Raw genomic sequence first — 15,686 nt, forward strand, 5'->3', positions numbered from 1 at the left:
GGAGGGGGCTTGCTCCCGATAGCGCTCTATCGGGCAATAAGCTTATTGACTGTCACGCCGCTATCGGGAGCAAGCCCCCTCCCACAGGGAAAGCATGTCGTCTAAAAAATTTGCTTCAGGAGTTTCCAATGGCGAAGAAACCCAAGACAGCCACCTTCATCAAAGACCCGCTCTGGTACAAGGATGCGGTGATTTACCAGGTTCACGTCAAATCCTACTTTGACTCCAACAATGATGGCATCGGTGACTTCCCCGGGCTGATTGCCAAGCTCGACTATATTGCCGACCTTGGCGTGAACACCATCTGGCTATTGCCGTTCTACCCCTCGCCACGTCGCGATGACGGCTACGATATTGCCGAATACCGTGGCGTGCACAGCGACTACGGGACCATGGCCGATGCCAAACGCTTCATCGCCGAGGCGCATAAACGCGGGCTGCGGGTAATTACCGAGCTGGTGATCAACCACACCTCCGACCAGCACCCCTGGTTCCAGCGTGCGCGCAAGGCCAAGCCGGGTTCGGCCGCGCGGGACTTCTACGTGTGGTCGGACGATGACCAGAAGTACGACGGCACGCGCATCATTTTTCTCGATACCGAAAAATCCAACTGGACCTGGGACCCGGTCGCCGGCCAGTACTTCTGGCACCGCTTCTACTCCCACCAGCCCGACCTCAACTTCGATAACCCGCAAGTCATGAAGGCCGTACTGTCGGTGATGCGCTATTGGCTGGACCTGGGCATTGACGGCCTGCGTCTGGACGCCATCCCCTACCTGATCGAACGCGACGGCACCAACAACGAAAACCTGGCTGAAACCCACGACGTCCTCAAGCAGATTCGTGCCGAAATCGATGCCCATTATCCCGACCGAATGCTGCTGGCCGAAGCTAACCAATGGCCCGAAGACACGCAGCTGTATTTCGGTGAGCGCAAAGGCGATGACGGCGATGAATGCCATATGGCCTTTCACTTCCCGCTGATGCCGCGCATGTATATGGCGCTGGCCCAGGAAGACCGCTTTCCCATCACCGATATTCTGCGCCAGACCCCGGAGATTCCCGCCAATTGCCAATGGGCGATCTTCCTGCGCAACCATGATGAGCTGACCCTGGAGATGGTCACCGACAAAGAACGAGACTACCTGTGGAACTACTACGCCGCAGACCGCCGCGCCCGAATCAACCTGGGTATTCGTCGACGCCTGGCGCCGCTGATGGAGCGTGATCGTCGCCGTGTCGAGTTGCTCAACAGCCTGTTGTTGTCGATGCCGGGCACACCGACTTTGTATTACGGCGATGAGATCGGCATGGGTGACAACATCTACCTGGGCGACCGCGACGGTGTGCGTACGCCGATGCAGTGGTCTATCGACCGCAATGGCGGCTTCTCCCGTGCCAACCCGGCCAGCCTGGTGTTGCCGCCGATCATGGACCCGCAATACGGTTATCAATCGGTAAACGTCGAGACCCAGGCCCAGGACCCGCATTCGTTGCTGAACTGGACCCGGCGCATGCTCGCGGTGCGCAAGCAGTCCAAGGCCTTTGGCCGTGGCAGCCTGAAAATGCTCTCGCCGACCAATCGGCGCATCCTGGCTTACACCCGTGAATACACGGGGGAAGACGGCCACACCGAAATCATCCTGTGCGTGGCCAATGTGTCGCGCAGCGCCCAGGCGGCGGAGTTGGACTTGTCTGCCTTCGCCGGCATGGTGCCGGTGGAGATGCTCGGCGGTAATGCCTTTCCACCGATTGGCCAGCTGAATTTCCTGCTGACCCTGGCGCCCTATGGCTTTTATTGGTTTGTGCTGGCGACGGAAAACCAGATGCCAAGCTGGCATGTGGAACCGGCGCAGAGCATGCCCGACTTCACCACTCTGGTACTGAAAAAACGCATGGAAGAATTACTCGAAGAGCCTTGCCGCACCAGCCTGGAACAAACCTCATTGCCAGCCTGGTTGCCCAAACGTCGCTGGTTTGCCGGCAAAGACACGGCGATCGACAGCGTGCGCATCGCTTACGGCGTACGTTTTGGCGACCCACAGCACCCGGTATTGCTCAGTGAAGTCGAGGTCAGCAGCGGCGGTCAGGTCAGCCGTTATCAACTGCCGTTGGGCTTTCTCGGCGAAGATCAGGTGAGCAGCGCCTTGCCCCAGCAATTGGCCCTGGCCCGGGTGCGACGTACTCGCCAGGTAGGGTTGGTGACCGATGCCTTCAGCCTTGAGCCTTTCATCCGTGAAGTCATCCAGGCCATGCAGGCAGGGACCGTGCTCAACTCCAGTGAGGGCGATCTGCGGTTTGAGGCGACCGGACACCTGGCCGGGCTGCAACTGACTCACGAATCGCCGGTGCGTTACTTGTCTGCCGAGCAGTCCAACAGTTCGGTGGTGGTGGGCGAAAGCCTGGTGCTCAAGCTGATTCGCAAAGTCAGCGCCGGGGTACACCCGGAGCTGGAAATGAGCGCCTACCTGACCGCCGCCGGCTACCCGAATATCTCGCCTTTGCTGGGCTTTATGAGCCGCCGCGACGCGCAGGGGCAGGACAACCTGCTGATGATTGCCCAGGGCTACCTGAGCAACCAGGGCGATGCCTGGAGCTGGACCCAGAACAACCTGGAACGGGCGATCCGCGACGAGTTGGCCGAGGCCATTTCTGAACAGGAGCAGCACTACAACGCCCTTGGCGAACTGGCGGATTTCGCCGCCGCGCTCGGCCAGCGCCTGGGGGAAATGCATGGTGTGCTGGGTGCGCCAACGGATGACAAGGACTTCAAACCGCAAATCACTACCGCCAAGGATACTCAGGCCTGGGCCAAGGATGTCGGCGCGCAGATCGAGCGTGCGCTGCAATTGCTCAAGCTTCATCAAAGCCAGTTGAACCCCGCTGACCAGGCGTTGGTCAGTGAGTTACTGGTACACAAAAAAGCCATCGCCGGGCATGTCCAGGCGTTGGCGAAGGCCACGGTCGGCGGGCTGCGGATTCGTGTCCACGGTGACTTGCACCTGGGCCAGGTGCTGGTGGTCAAGGGCGACGCGTACCTGATCGACTTTGAAGGCGAACCTGCGCGGCCGTTGCGTGAGCGGCGCGGCAAGCACAGCCCCTATAAAGATGTGAGCGGAGTGCTGCGCTCCTTTGACTACGCGGCGGCCATGGCCCTGAATGTGCAAGCAGTGGATCAGACACCGCAAGCCAACACTGCGCGCAAGCGCGTCACCGATCGCTATCTGAGTGAAGCCCGCCAGGCATTTACTCAGGCTTATCAGACGGCGACGTCTACACTGGCGCATGACTGGCAGGATGCCAACGGCCAGGACGCAGCGCTGACGTTGTTCAGCCTGGAAAAGGCTGCGTACGAAGTGGCCTACGAAGCGGAAAATCGCCCGACCTGGTTGCCGGTGCCCTTGCAAGGGCTGCATGGTTTGCTGAGCGGGCTTACACCTATATCGAAACCTGTACGCGGTGGGGAGACGTCATGAGTTTTACACATAAAGAACCGCTGCAGCCCAAGTTGACTGCATTGCCGGCGTCCAACGACGTCGAAGCGCTGGTACGCGCCGAACACCCGGATCCGTTCTCGATCCTGGGCCCGCATGACGACGAGCAGGGCGGGCAGTTTATTCGCGCCTTTCTGCCAGAGGCGCTCAGCGTTCAGGTACTCAGCCGGGATGGCGGTGAAGTGCTGGGCAGCCTCGAGGCAACCCAGGTGCCTGGCTTGTTTGTCGGGCAGTTCAGCACGCGCCAGCCGTACCTGCTGAAAATCCAGTGGGCGGGCGGCGAACAGATTACCGAAGACCCCTACAGCTTCAGTCAATTGCTGTTGGGGGAAATGGACCTTTACCTGTTTGCCGAAGGCAATCACCGCGACCTGGGCAGTTGCCTGGGGGCCCAGGTGACCAGTGTCGATGGCGTGCAAGGTGTGCGCTTTGCGGTGTGGGCACCGAATGCGCGGCGGGTTTCGGTAGTTGGCGATTTCAATATCTGGGACGGTCGCCGCCATCCGATGCGCCTGCGTCACCCCTCCGGTGTGTGGGAGATTTTTATCCCGCGTTTGCAGCCGGGCGCTGCCTACAAATACGAAATCCTCGGGGCCCATGGGATCCTGCCGCTCAAGGCCGACCCGGTGGCGCTGGCCACCCAACTGCCGCCCGACACGGCCTCCAAGGTCGCCGCACCGTTGCAGGTGGACTGGCAAGACCATGAGTGGATGCAAGCCCGGGGTGACAAGCAGAAATCCACGGCGCCGTTGTCGATCTACGAGCTGCACGTGGGCTCCTGGCAGTGCGAGCTGGACGAGGCCGGCGAGGTTGCCCGCCAATACGGCTGGCGTGAACTGGCGGAGCGCTTGATCCCCTACGTGCAGCAACTGGGCTTCACCCATATCGAGCTGATGCCGATCATGGAGCATCCCTTTGGTGGTTCCTGGGGCTATCAGGCTTTGTCGCAATTCGCCCCGAGTGCACGCTTTGGATCGCCCGAGGATTTCGCCTGGTTCGTCAATGCCTGTCACCAGGCGGATATCGGCGTGATTCTCGATTGGGTGCCGGCGCATTTCCCCACCGATACCCACGGCCTGGCGCAGTTCGACGGCACGGCGCTGTACGAGTATGCCAACCCGCTGGAGGGCTTTCACCAGGACTGGGACACGCTGATCTACAACCTGGGCCGTACGGAAGTGCACGGCTTCATGCTGGCCTCGGCCCTGCACTGGCTCAAGCATTTTCATGTGGATGGGCTACGGGTGGATGCGGTGGCTTCGATGTTGTACCGCGATTATTCGCGCAAGGCCGGCGAGTGGGTGCCCAACCGCCATGGCGGGCGCGAGAACTTGGAAGCCATCGATTTTCTGCGGCATTTGAACGACGTGGTCGCCCTTGAAGCGCCCGGCGCGCTGGTGATCGCCGAGGAATCGACGGCGTGGCCGGGGGTCAGCCAGCCTACCCAACAAGGTGGCCTGGGGTTCAATTACAAGTGGAACATGGGCTGGATGCATGACTCGCTGCACTACATCCAGCAAGACCCGGTCTACCGTGCCCATCATCACAACGAGCTGAGCTTCGGCCTGGTATATGCCTGGTCCGAGCGGTTTATCTTGCCGATCTCACACGACGAAGTGGTGCACGGCAAGCACTCGCTGATCGACAAGATGCCGGGAGATCGCTGGCAGAAGTTTGCCAATCTGCGCGCCTATCTGAGTTTCATGTGGATGCACCCGGGCAAGAAACTGTTGTTCATGGGCTGCGAATTTGGCCAGTGGCGCGAATGGAACCACGACCAGCAACTGGACTGGTATCTGCTGCAATACCCTGAGCACCGTGGTGTGCAGAAGCTGGTGGGCGATTTGAACCGCCTGTACCGCGAGGAGCCGGCGCTGCATGAACAGGATGATGCGCCCCAAGGCTTCCAGTGGCTGATTGGCGATGATGCGATCAATAGTGTTTACGCCTGGCTGCGCTGGAGCAAGGACGGCCGGCCGGTGCTGGTGGTTGCTAACTTCACCCCGGTGCCGCGTGAAGGCTATGCGGTTGGGGTGCCGTTCGGCGGGCGTTGGAGTGAGGTGATCAACAGTGATGCGGACACTTACGCCGGTTCCAACTTTGGCAATGGGGGAGAGGTGTTCACCCAGGATGAGCCGCGTCATGGGCAACCGGTGTCGCTGTCGTTGAACCTGCCGCCGCTGGGCGTGTTGATTCTGCGTCCGCAGGAGCTGTAAGGGCGCTGGATTGGCGGATGCAGTTGTTCCCGATACTGGCAGGGTGCCACAATGGCGCCTTTGCCGTCGCAATCGACACAGGCGCATTGCATGAACAGCCTTGGGCATGGGCAAGATCAGGACCCCATCATCGAGCAGCAAGTGCGAACCGACCGGTTGCACCAACTGTTTCGCCAGTCGTTCTCGGCCGTCTTCGGTAGTTATCTGGGGGCCGCCATGCTCTGCTGGCTGTGCTGGGATCGCTTCGATCATCGAATCATTCTGGTATGGCTGGTGCTGCTGGGTTGCTCGTCACTGCTGCGCCTGCACATGTTCGTGCAGTGGTTTCGCTGCCCTGACAGCGAGCGCACCCCAAAGCGTTGGGAGCGGCGTTACTGGATCACGCTGATGTTGTCGGCTGGCATCTGGGGAGGTGGAGCGCTGGCGGTGATGCCGGTCGATGACCGTGTGTCCCAGGTACTGGTGATGCTCTTTACCGTAGGAATGTCAGTCAGTGCGGTGTCCTGCTACTCGGCCTTTCGCTACATGACCTTGAGTTCGATGGCGTTGGTGCTGTTGCCCTGTACGCTGTGGCTGTTGTTCCAGCCGGCGCCGATGCAAGTGGGTGTGGCCCTGGCGGTGCTGGTGTTTTCATCTTTTGTGGTGACGGCCACCTGCAAACTGTCCGATGCGCTGGAAAAAGCCTTCCGCCTGACTCGGCAAATGGAGCGTACACACCGTCTTTCAACCCGCGCGGCCCAAACCGATGAGCGCGACGGGTTTGAAGACCTGCACCGCTAAGGCTCAAGGTCTTGATCAGGTGGCCGTAGCGGTCTGATCCTTGGACATCGCCCTCACCAACGCCCTGGCGACCTGTTCGGCGGAGTAGGGATTGGCGAGGAACTCAAACCCCTCATAACCGCTGTCCGCCAGCTCTTCGCTGTAGCCTGAGACAAGTACCACCGGCAGGTCCAGACGCCGCTCACGCAGCAGTCTGGCCATCGCAACGCCGGTCATCCCCGGCATGACCACATCCGAAAAAATCGCGTCGAAGGCTCGGGCGTCGTTGCCAGCGAGGGCCAGTGCCTGCTCGGCATTGGTCGCCCAAGTGGTCTTGTAGCCCAGGTCCTTGAGGATCTGGCTGGCGAAACGTCCCACTTCCAGGTTGTCTTCTACGATCAGAACATGCCGTTGGGCAGCCTCCTGCGGCGGTACAAGTTGCTCCTGTTCGTCCTGCTGCGGGGCGGGTTCGCCTTCCACTTGGGGCAAATACAAGGTGAACACAGTGCCCTGGCCGAGGGTACTTGCCACATCGATGTTGCCGCCCGACTGTTTGGCAAAGCCGAAGACTTGCGACAGGCCAAGCCCGGTGCCTTTGCCAACGGCCTTGGTGGTGAAGAACGGCTCGAAGATACGGTCGATGGTGTCGCCGGCAATACCGGTGCCGGTGTCGGTCAGAGAGATGCTGATGTACGGCAGGCGCGACTCGGCGTCACCGCGGATGCGCGGCAGCGCTTGCTGTGTGGCGACCTTGAGGGTCAGGGTGCCCTGGCCGTCCATTGCGTCGCGAGCATTGAGTGCGATGTTGAGCAGCGCGGTTTCGAGCTGGCTGGAGTCAATGCGTGCGTAGCACGGCTGATCGGGCAACTGCACCTGTACATGAATGCGGGCGCCGGTGACACTTTCAAGCATCTCGCCGATGTTGCGTACCCGCTGGCTGACATCCAATACCTGCGGGTTCAACGGCTGGCGACGGGCGAAGGCAAGCAATTGGCTGGTGAGTTTACTGGCCCGCTCCACGGTGTCGGAGACGACGCTCATGTAGCGCTGGCGACGCTCTTGCGACAAGTTCGGTTGGCGCAGGAAGTCCACGGACGAGCGAATGATGGTCAGCAGGTTGTTGAAGTCATGGGCGACGCCGCCGGTCAGTTGGCCGATGGCTTCAAGCTTCTGTGACTGGCGCAGCGCGGCCTCGGCCTGGGCCAGCGCGAGGGTGCGTTCTTCCACGCGCTGCTCCAGTGTGGCGTTGAGTTCGGTGTAGGCCGCCAAACCCTCGCGTACGGCGGCATCGGCGCGCACGCGCTCGATGTGCGCCCAGGACCGTTCGGTCACTTCACCCAACAACGCCAGATCGTAGGGCGACCAGTAGCGGGGCTGTTTGTCATGCACGGCCATCAGCGCCGTGAGACGTCCATCCTTGATCAGCGGCACGCAGATGGTAGCCGTGACGCCCAGCGCCTGGAAGGTTGCCGACTCATCGGCGGGCAGTTCGATCAGGTTATCGCGGATCACCAGGGGCTGACCGGCACGCAGAGCCCTCACCGCGCGTTCGCCGAACGCCGCCAGGCTGTAGTGGCCGATGATGCTGGGTGAGCCCTGCGCCGCCCAGTCGCCACGGATAGTGAAGCCATCTTCATCCTCATCCATATCGGCATAGGCGCAAATCGACACTTGCAGGTGTTGCGCCAGCAGTTGGGTGGTCGATGTCATGATGGCTTCGGCGTCGGTGGCGCTGGCCACGGCGTTGCCGATGGCATCCAGCACCGCCAGGCGACGGGCGAGGAATACGGTGGAGGTGGTCTCGGTCACCGTATCGAGCATGCCCACCACGTTGCCTCGAGAGTCGCGGATAGGGCTGTAGCAAAAAGTGAAATACGCCTGTTCCGGCGCACCATTGCGCTTGAGCATCAGCGGGAAGTTTTCAATATAGGTGGCATGACCGTCGAACGCCGCGCTGGCGATGGGGCTTATCTCGCTCCAGGCCTCGTGCCACACCTCGCTGAAAGGGCGGCCCAGTGCCTCCGGCTTGTTGCCCAGAATCGGCCGGAATGCATCGTTGTAGAGCGTAATCAACTCAGGCCCCCAAACAATGGCCTGGGGAAACCTGGAAGCGAAGCACAGCGCGACGGTGGTCTTCAATACATCGGACCACTGCTCCAGCGGGCCGAGGGGCGTACTGGCCCAATCATGCTGGCGGACCCGCTCGGCCATGTCGCTGCTGCCTTGCAGCCAATTCATCATGGGGTCAACACCTTATCTACCGCGGTTCGACTATTGCCTGAAACCTCAGGTTGCCAAGCAACAGACCTGAATGACTGCTCCCAGTTCAGCGCGAATATCCAGGTTATTGAGCGGCGAATACACCTGTCCAATAGATACCCGCATCGCTCTTGGGGTCCATCGCGTAGGCCGCGCCCAATTCGCGAAATTGCGGGTTCATCAGGTTGGCGCAATGGCCGGGGCTGGCGAGCCAACCGTCCACGACCTTGCGAGGGGTATCGAGGCCGGCGGCGATATTTTCGCCGATGTTCTTCGCGATATACCCGGCCAGTTCGGCGCGGTCACCGGGAGTACGACCGTCGTGGTCCAGGTGGTCGAAGAAGTTGCCGTTGGCCATGTTGCGCGTGTGGCTGTTGGCCGCGCTGGCCAGGGTGTCGTTCCACGACAGCGGCGTGGTCGCGCTGAACGCCTGGGTGCCGCATTGGTGTGGTTCGGCGCGCGCGGCGTTGACCAGGTTCAGCAGTTGCTTGCCTTCGGTCTGCCAGTCGCCCAGGCCACTGGTCAGCAGTGGGCGGGCCAGCACGATGCGCCAATCCTGGCCGCTGTTGCTGACGCCGATGTCGACATATTGCGGGTCCAGTACGACCCGGCAGAAGCTTTCGCGCACTGCTTTCATGGCGGCGTCGGCATCCTTGGGCCCGGACAGGCTGATGGCCTGCACGTTGACCATAGGGTACGCAGCCCGCGCCAGCGACTGCTGCAAGTCGCCGACATTGGAGGCCGGCAGCACCAGCCGTGTGTCGCTGGTCAGCGGTGGCAGTTCCTGGGAACCCTGGTCACCGCAGCGTTGCACCTGGCTGCGGTATTGGTTGATCTGTTGGACTAACTGACTTTCTTCATTCGCCATCGCGCTGGCGCAGAACACCGTAGTGGCGGCCAGCGTCGTAAGACCCATCATCAATGACAGAACGCGCATGGACGTTACCCTTGAGCTTGAAAGTGCCCATGATGCGCGATCCAGGTGCATCCATGCACCCGTTGGTCCGAACTTTTTTCTTCAGTTCTTGAATGTCGAGTGTTTTGCACCCTGATCGCAGAGGGCGAACACCACCACCAGCAGGGCGGAAATCGCGAGGATAACCACCACGCCATCGGTGGAATGAGTGGCCGAGGCCGCCACCATCGACAGCGCGCCCAGCGGTGCCAGGCCACCGGCAATCGCGGTGCCGATTTCGCGTCCGGTGCCGAAGCCCGATGAGCGCGTCTGGGTCGGGAATTGCCGGCTCAGGAACGAGCCCTGGGGCGCAAACATCATCGGCGCAAGGATACCGGTGCCCACACCGATGGCCAGATAGATCATCAGGCTTTCACCACTGTTGAGCAGGGCCAGGAACGGGTAGGCGAACAGCAGCGAGCACAGACCGCCGAGCATCAACACAATCTTGCTGCTCCACTTGTCGCACAGCCAGCCAAAGCAAGGCACGGCCACGATGGCCACCAGGCTGGCGATGGTCACCGACAGGGAGGTGACGTGTACATCCACACCTTTGAATTGGGTCAGGTACGCCAGGGAGAAGGTCTTGAAGATATAGCTCAGGGCGTTGTAGCCAATCGCGACAAAGAACACCACGGCGAGGCCCTTGAGGTCGTTCTTGAACAACGCTTTAAGGGGCGACGGCTTGGCCTTGGCTTTTTCCTTGCTCAGTTCCTCGAACTGCGGGGTTTCCGGAATGCTGTTACGCACCCACAGACCCACGCCCACCAGCACGATGCTGCAGATAAACGGGATGCGCCAACCGCCGGCCAGCAAGAACTCGTTACCGTTGATGGTCAGCAGGTAAATGGTCAGTGAGGACAGCAACAGGCCCAGGTTCAGCCCCAGTGCCGGCCAGGCACCTTGGCTGCCGCGCTTGCCATGGGAGGCGTGTTCGTAGGAAGTTACCGCGGCGCCCGACAGTTCAGCACCCGCGCCCAGCCCCTGGATGATGCGGATGAACACCAGCAGGATCGGCGCCCAGATACCAATGGAGGCATAGCTGGGGATCAGGCCGATCAGCGTGGTGCACACGCCCATCAGGCAGAAGGTCAGCACCAGCACCTGCTTGCGTCCGAACTTGTCACCCAGGTAGCCGAACAGAATGCCGCCGAAAGGGCGGGCGATAAAGCCGATGGCAAAGGTGGAAAAGGCCATCAGCGTGGCCGTTTTCGGGTCGCTGTTATCGAAGAAGATCTTCGAAAACACAATGGCCGCCATGGTGGCGTACAGGTAAAAGTCGTACCACTCCAGCATCGAGCCAAAGATGGTGGCGGCGGCCACTTTGCGCAGGCGCTTGCGGGTTTGTTCGGGCGTTTCGGTGCCGGGGATGGAGGCGGATGCCGACATGCTGGATTTCCTTCTGGTCTTTGTAGTTATTTTTGGGTGAACGGGCAGTACGGGTATTACTGAGGCTGGAACAGACGGTCGGCGATCATCGCGCCGATGGGCATGGCCGAGGTGGCGGCCGGTGAAGGTGCGTTGCACACGTGGAGCATTCGCGGGGTTTGGGCGAACAGGAAATCGTGTACCAGGCTGCCGTCGCGCATGACTGCCTGGGCACGGATACCGGCCTCGTAGGGCAGCAAGTCGTCGAGGGTCAGAGAAGGGCAGTACTTGCGGCACTGCTCCAGGTAGCCGGACTTGAACAAAGAGTTTTTCATCTCGGTGGTGCCGGAGCCGAGGTTCTGCCAGAGGGTTTTCCAGAAACCCGGGAAGCTGGCGTATTGCGCCACATCGCGCCAGTTCACCGAGAACTTGCGGTAGTTCTCGCGGCCCAGGCCCAGCACGGCATTCGGGCCGACGGTGACACTGCCGTCGATCATGCGTGTCAGGTGCACGCCGAGAAACGGCAACTGCGGGTCGGGGATCGGGTAGATCAGGTGGTTGACGATGTTGTTCTTTGCCGCCGGCAAGCGGAAGTACTCGCCGCGAAACGGGATGATCTGATGGTCGATACTGATCCCGGCCAGGCGAGCCAGGCGGTCCGATTGCAAACCGGCGCACACCACCAGGTGCCGCGCCTGCCAGGTTTCGCCCTGGGTATGGACCGTGACTTTATCGGTGTCTTCGTGGATCGCAGTGACCGTGCGTTCCAGGCAGATCTGCCCGTCGTTGCGGCGAATCACCTGGGCCATGGTCTCGCACACCTGGCGGTAATCGACAATGCCGGTGGCATCGAGAAACAAGCCGCCCAGGCCGACGATGTTTGGTTCACGCTCGCGCAGTTGCTCGGCATCCAGGCGCTCGACCTGCATACCGTTGAGCTGGGCGCGGGCGTGCAGGGCTTCCATGCGTTGCATTTCCAGGGCGCTGGAGGCCACCAGCAGCTTGCCGCACACCTCGAACTTGATCCCGTGTTCGCGGCAGAACTGCTTGGTGGCTTCGGCACCGCGCTTGCACAGGTCGGCCTTGAGGCTGCCGGGGGCGTAGTAAATGCCGGCGTGGATCACGCCGCTGTTGTGGCCGGTCTGGTGCTTGGCCAGCACCGGCTCCTTTTCCAGGATCACCAGTGATGCGCCGGGTTGGCGCTTGAGCAGTTCCATGGCAGTGGCGAGGCCGACGATGCCGCCGCCGATAATGCAAAAGTCGTGAATCATTGCTGGGAGTACCTAAGGTTAGACATTTTGGTCTGCTTATCAGGTTGTCAGACTAATGTTTTTGTTAAAAAAATGGCGTGTCCGGGGACACGCTTTAAAAAGTCGATCAGTTGATGGGAGGCAGTTCCAGTTGCAAGCGCCGTGCGGATGCACGCAGATGGGCCTCTGCACTGGCAGCGGCGCGTTGGGCATCACCGTCGGCGATGGCCTGATAGAGCTGCTGGTGTTCCTGGGTCGCATCGGCCGAGCCGGTGGCGAAGCGCGAGGCAGAGTTTTCCCAGGCGGTCTTGCGTGCGCTCGCCAGCTGGCTTCTGAGGAAGTCATGGAAGGCCACGAAGTAGTCATTCTTGCTGGCGTCGGCAATGGCGCGGTGGAATTCCACATCGGCCAGGGCTGCGGCTTCAAAGTCGTCGCGATGGTCCTGCATGGCCTGCAAGGCGCTTTCCATGCGTTGCAGGTCGGCGGCGTCACGGCGCTGGGCGGCAATCGAGGCGGCTTGGGTTTCGATCCACAGGCGCACTTCGAACATCTGCGCCAGGTCAGGCCGTCGCCCATTTTGCTGCGGGAAACGGAACACCGTGCCGGCCGGGGTCTGCGAAATGAACGACCCCAACCCCCGGCGGGCGGTGAGAACACCGTCGGCCTTGAGCTGGGCAATGGCCTCGCGCACCACAGAGCGGCTGACGTTGAGCTGTTCAGCCAATTGCTGTTCGGTAGGCAGGCGCGACTCCGGAGCCAGTTGGCCGGATTCGATTTCTGCGCGAATGGCGCTGACAACCCGTACGACAAGCGAGTCGGGGCGCTGGAGCTCAAGCATGATGAAACCTTGGTAATCAGGTTGTCAGACAATAGTCGTTACGAATTTAGCTTGTCAATATGTGTCCAACACGATCAGTGCAGCAAGATAGGCGGCAAGGCCCGTTACCTGCGTTCACTGTGCGGGCCATGAGCGGCCTGCAACAGGTACAATCGCCGCTGCCTTGACGCGAAACTCCAGGAATTTGCATGTTCAGCCTTACCCGCTACACCACGCCGTGCCCCGAATCGGTCAATAGCCAGATCCTGCAGATGGTGGTGGACAACCTCACCGACATCAGCAGTGTCGCGCTGGCGCCAAGTAACTTGCTCTACAACATCTACCAGTACGCCATCGGGTTTGAGGTGCACTTGTACCTTGAGGCGTTGAATGGCGAGAAGGGCATCGCCGTCGAGCTGGTCGTGGCGATGCAGGACGAAACCGTTGTCGGTTTTTGCCTGTATCTGCCGGTCAAGGACGACCCTCAAGCCTGCGGCATTGCCTTTATGGCGGTGCAGGCCGGCTTTCGTCGCCAGGGCGTGGCGAAGCAAATGCTAGGCGATGTGCTGGCGCGCTATCCCCACGCCGAACTGGCCTGTGCGGTGGAGAAGGTCCCGGTATTCGAGGCCATGGGGTTTCAGGTGCGCGGCGCACGTGGCACCCAAGTGCTGATGAACACCCGGGACTACGGCACCGATGGCTTGATGGGGGTGTTGGATGTGGCAGCGATCTATCGTTCGCTGGAAGTGCGCCAGATTCATACCTACCTGCTGCAAAAGCACGGCAAACGCGCCATGGTCGACGCTGAAAAACAGCGTGACCGGCATCTGGATCAGTTGACGCGCAAGGTGCAGCTGTACATCCAGCAGCGGTTTCCTACGATTTGACCCGCTGGACCATCCCCAGGATGGTCGCCAGCAATTCCTGCTGGGCCTCCTCACGGCTGATCTCGCCAGTGGCTGCCGCATGAGACAGGGCTTCCGCCGCACCGAGCATAGCGCGCAAGCCGGCCTTGGAAACACCGCCGCCCGAGGCGAACGGTGACAGTGCGTTGGAGCACTTTTCCAGGAAGATCGCCTCATATTCGCGCTTGAGTACCGCCAGCTCCGGCGAGCCGCTCAGCGCGGCAATCACTCCGGGGATTTCCCGGCCCTGCAACAGCACGCAATCGACATACGCCGACGCGATCACCCATGCCCGGTCCTCTAGCGTCGCCTTACTGGTGTCGATGGCCTCGGTAAAGACCTGGTCCTGGCGCGCATCGAAATCGGCATACAAAGCAGCCAGCAATCCCGCACGCGTGGTGAAGTGGTCGTAGACCACCGGCTTGGTCACACCTGCCAGCTCCGCCAGGCGGCCCAGGGTAAGGGCGTCGGTGCCTTCCTCGCGCACCAATTGCCACGCCACATCGAGTAATTGGCGCTGGCGATCTTCACGGGACAAGCGCCGACGTGGGGCAGGGGATTCACTGCTTGACATGTTTATATACCAAAAGTAACTTAAGGGGCGTAACTTACTAAACGTAGCTTAATCCTGTCAGGAGTTAAAGTCATGCACGCCTTGATCGTAGTTGCTCATCACGACCGGAAATCGCTCACCCATAGCGTAGCGGCTCAGGTAGGCGCCGGTTTGACCGCCGCCGGCCACACCTTCGAAATCGCCGACCTTGCCGCCGAAGGGTTCGATCCACGCTACACCGCCGCCGACCATCAGGTGCACCGCGCTCATGCAACTCCGCCGGCCGATGTGCTGGCCGAACAGGCGCGTATCGAGCGCGCCGACGCGCTGGTGGTGGCTTTCCCGATCTACTGGTGGTCGATGCCGGCGTTGCTCAAAGGCTGGGTCGACCGCGTGTTCGTCAACGGCTGGGCGATTGATTATGGCCCCGACACACCCGTCGTGAAAAAACTGCGCCACTTGCAGGTGCACCTGCTGGCCCTCGGGGGCGCGGATGACAGCGCTTTCGATCGGCACGGCTATGCCAAGGCCATGCACACCCAGATCGATTACGGCATCTTTGATTACTGCGGGGCGCAGGTGCTGACGTCCAAGCTGCTGCTGGATTCGGAGAGCGGGGGCGCCCAGGCGCATTTGCACACGGCCAAAGCTGTGGGGCAGGGGATGTTCCAGCGCGAGACAGTCGCGGGGTGATTCAGGTGTCGCGAAACAGGTCGTGGGCATCGAGCAAGCGGTAGGCAATCTCGGGGCGTTTTTCCAGGCCGCGGCGGATCGACGCCGGGATCGATTGACGAGTCTTGCGGCACATGCCCGGCAACTCGTCGATAACGATCTGGATCCCGCGCATACTCTTGACCTCGGTATGCCCAGGCGCAATGTGCACGCGGATGCCCAGTTGCTCGTACATCCGCTGCTGCATGTGTTCAAGGTCTTGCAGACTCTTGAGGTTTTCAAGGCGTTCGAGCAGGATTTTTTCCTGCTGTCGCGTCAACTGGAGGATGCGCAGGTCCGCGCCGGGCGCCTCCAGCAGTTGTTCACGCTCGCACACACAGGCGCCGGGAGGGCAGGGTTGGCGAATGGTCATTGACGCTCCCGGCGAAGTTTCACGAT

11 protein-coding genes and 1 pseudogene are annotated in these 15,686 nt (G+C 61.0%); 5 read left to right on the plus strand and 7 right to left on the minus strand.

From position 1 onward, the window contains the following. The first annotated feature begins 128 nt into the window (after positions 1-128). The 3 genes and pseudogenes from treS to FW800_RS08250 form a co-directional block, all read left to right on the plus strand. Positions 129-3,476 (plus strand): maltose alpha-D-glucosyltransferase, encoded by a 3,348-nt coding sequence (gene treS / locus FW800_RS08240; RefSeq protein ID WP_446437398.1) that lies wholly within the window; start codon positions 129-131, stop codon positions 3,474-3,476. Then, entirely contained in the window at positions 3,473-5,710 is a 2,238-nt protein-coding gene (gene glgB, locus FW800_RS08245) for a 1,4-alpha-glucan branching protein GlgB (RefSeq protein WP_446437399.1), read from the plus strand. Before treS ends, glgB begins: the two co-directional genes overlap by 4 nt. 51 nt (positions 5,711-5,761) lie before the next feature. Next, positions 5,762-6,469 (plus strand): annotated as a pseudogene (locus FW800_RS08250) (GGDEF domain-containing protein); the annotation flags it as partial. 36 nt (positions 6,470-6,505) lie between these two features. On the opposite strand, the gene FW800_RS08255 reads toward FW800_RS08250, so the two are convergent. The 5 genes from FW800_RS08255 to FW800_RS08275 form a co-directional block, all read right to left on the minus strand. Next, positions 6,506-8,710, minus strand: a complete 2,205-nt coding sequence (locus FW800_RS08255; protein WP_446437400.1) for a GAF domain-containing protein — start codon at positions 8,708-8,710, stop codon at positions 6,506-6,508. Between the two features lie 103 nt (positions 8,711-8,813). Beyond that, on the minus strand, positions 8,814-9,665 hold the full coding sequence (locus FW800_RS08260) for a CAP domain-containing protein (RefSeq protein ID WP_005788547.1): 852 nt from the start codon (positions 9,663-9,665) through the stop codon (positions 8,814-8,816). An 81-nt stretch (positions 9,666-9,746) separates the two neighbouring features. Then, a complete protein-coding gene (locus tag FW800_RS08265) occupies positions 9,747-11,072 on the minus strand; it encodes an MFS transporter (RefSeq protein WP_032875721.1) in 1,326 nt (441 codons plus the stop codon). 56 nt (positions 11,073-11,128) lie between these two features. Continuing rightward, positions 11,129-12,322, minus strand: coding sequence for an L-2-hydroxyglutarate oxidase (gene lhgO, locus FW800_RS08270; protein WP_446437401.1), 1,194 nt, complete (start codon positions 12,320-12,322; stop codon positions 11,129-11,131). 106 nt (positions 12,323-12,428) lie between these two features. Next, positions 12,429-13,139, minus strand: coding sequence for a FadR/GntR family transcriptional regulator (locus FW800_RS08275; protein WP_078821451.1), 711 nt, complete (start codon positions 13,137-13,139; stop codon positions 12,429-12,431). 188 nt (positions 13,140-13,327) lie between these two features. Here FW800_RS08275 and FW800_RS08280 point away from each other — a divergent pair, with 188 nt between their 5' ends. Continuing rightward, positions 13,328-14,005 carry a GNAT family N-acetyltransferase gene (locus FW800_RS08280; protein ID WP_446437402.1) on the plus strand — a complete coding sequence of 226 codons (678 nt, stop codon included), beginning with the start codon at positions 13,328-13,330 and terminating at the stop codon, positions 14,003-14,005. Here FW800_RS08280 and FW800_RS08285 read toward each other — a convergent pair. Continuing rightward, complete coding sequence (locus FW800_RS08285) at positions 13,995-14,597, minus strand: TetR/AcrR family transcriptional regulator (protein WP_446437403.1); 603 nt, start codon at positions 14,595-14,597, stop codon at positions 13,995-13,997. The two genes, FW800_RS08280 and FW800_RS08285, sit on opposite strands and share 11 nt — an antisense overlap. A gap of 72 nt (positions 14,598-14,669) precedes the next feature. Here FW800_RS08285 and FW800_RS08290 point away from each other — a divergent pair, with 72 nt between their 5' ends. Continuing rightward, on the plus strand, positions 14,670-15,269 hold the full coding sequence (locus FW800_RS08290) for an NAD(P)H-dependent oxidoreductase (protein WP_005788541.1): 600 nt from the start codon (positions 14,670-14,672) through the stop codon (positions 15,267-15,269). 1 nt (position 15,270) lies between these two features. Here FW800_RS08290 and FW800_RS08295 read toward each other — a convergent pair whose 3' ends face one another. Then, positions 15,271-15,660: a hypothetical protein gene (locus FW800_RS08295; protein WP_005788540.1), complete on the minus strand. Its 390-nt coding sequence runs from the start codon at positions 15,658-15,660 to the stop codon at positions 15,271-15,273. Between the last annotated feature and the right edge of the window lie 26 nt (positions 15,661-15,686).

The organism is Pseudomonas sp. 910_23, assembly GCF_052850795.1.

Coding starts and splice junctions, on each gene's coding strand:
- FW800_RS08295 (WP_005788540.1), bottom strand. CDS start 15,660: ATGACCATTCGCCAACCCTGCCCTCCCGGCGCCTGTGTGTGCGAGCGT.
- FW800_RS08290 (WP_005788541.1), top strand. CDS start 14,670: ATGCACGCCTTGATCGTAGTTGCTCATCACGACCGGAAATCGCTCACC.
- treS (WP_446437398.1), top strand. CDS start 129: ATGGCGAAGAAACCCAAGACAGCCACCTTCATCAAAGACCCGCTCTGG.
- FW800_RS08260 (WP_005788547.1), bottom strand. CDS start 9,665: ATGCGCGTTCTGTCATTGATGATGGGTCTTACGACGCTGGCCGCCACT.
- FW800_RS08275 (WP_078821451.1), bottom strand. CDS start 13,139: ATGCTTGAGCTCCAGCGCCCCGACTCGCTTGTCGTACGGGTTGTCAGC.
- FW800_RS08280 (WP_446437402.1), top strand. CDS start 13,328: ATGTTCAGCCTTACCCGCTACACCACGCCGTGCCCCGAATCGGTCAAT.
- FW800_RS08285 (WP_446437403.1), bottom strand. CDS start 14,597: ATGTCAAGCAGTGAATCCCCTGCCCCACGTCGGCGCTTGTCCCGTGAA.
- FW800_RS08265 (WP_032875721.1), bottom strand. CDS start 11,072: ATGTCGGCATCCGCCTCCATCCCCGGCACCGAAACGCCCGAACAAACC.
- glgB (WP_446437399.1), top strand. CDS start 3,473: ATGAGTTTTACACATAAAGAACCGCTGCAGCCCAAGTTGACTGCATTG.
- FW800_RS08255 (WP_446437400.1), bottom strand. CDS start 8,710: ATGATGAATTGGCTGCAAGGCAGCAGCGACATGGCCGAGCGGGTCCGC.
- lhgO (WP_446437401.1), bottom strand. CDS start 12,322: ATGATTCACGACTTTTGCATTATCGGCGGCGGCATCGTCGGCCTCGCC.